Consider the following 657-nt stretch of genomic DNA (forward strand, 5'->3'; position numbering starts at 1 on the left):
ATCCTCTACAACGTGCCCGGCCGCTCCGTCGCGGACATGCTGCACGACACTGTGCTGCGCCTCGCCCAGGTGCCCGGCATCATCGGCATCAAGGAAGCCACCGGCAACATCGAGCGCGCGCAGTGGCTGATCCGCGACGTGCCCGAGGGCTTCGCCGTCTATTCGGGCGACGATCCGACGGCCGTGGCGCTCATGCTCTGCGGCGGCCAGGGCAACATCAGCGTCACCGCCAACGTGGCGCCGCGCCTCATGCACGAGCTCTGCGTGGCCGCGATCGCGGGCGACACGCGCCGCGCCATGGAGATCCAGCTGCGCCTGATGCCGGTGCACAAGCACCTCTTCGTCGAAGCCAACCCCATCCCCGTGAAGTGGGCCCTGCAGCGCATGGGCCTGTGCGGCGGCACGATGCGCCTGCCCATGACGCCGCTGTCGTCCGCGAGCGAACCCGTGGTGGAAGCCGCGCTGCGCTCCGCCGGCCTGCTCTGAAGCGCGCCGGCCCACGCTCCGTCCGACCGCCCGCGCCTTCCGCCGCAGCACACTCCAGAGACACCGTTTAAGGATTTCCGCGTGAACGCTATCAACCGCCTGGGCCTGCTCGGCCTTGCCATGGCCCTCTCCGCCTGCTCCGTGCTGGAGAACGACAAGATCGACTACAAG

1 protein-coding gene is annotated in these 657 nt (G+C 69.1%); it reads left to right on the forward strand.

Annotated elements, in window-relative coordinates; genetic code table 11:
• A partial coding sequence (locus FJV41_RS55150; RefSeq protein WP_141649547.1) for a dihydrodipicolinate synthase family protein occupies window positions 1-486 on the forward strand: 486 nt, incomplete at its 5' end.
• Between the last annotated feature and the right edge of the window lie 171 nt (window positions 487-657).

This window comes from Myxococcus llanfairpwllgwyngyllgogerychwyrndrobwllllantysiliogogogochensis, assembly GCF_006636215.1.
GTDB classification, from domain to species: Bacteria; Myxococcota; Myxococcia; order Myxococcales; family Myxococcaceae; genus Myxococcus; species Myxococcus llanfairpwllgwyngyllgogerychwyrndrobwllllantysiliogogogochensis.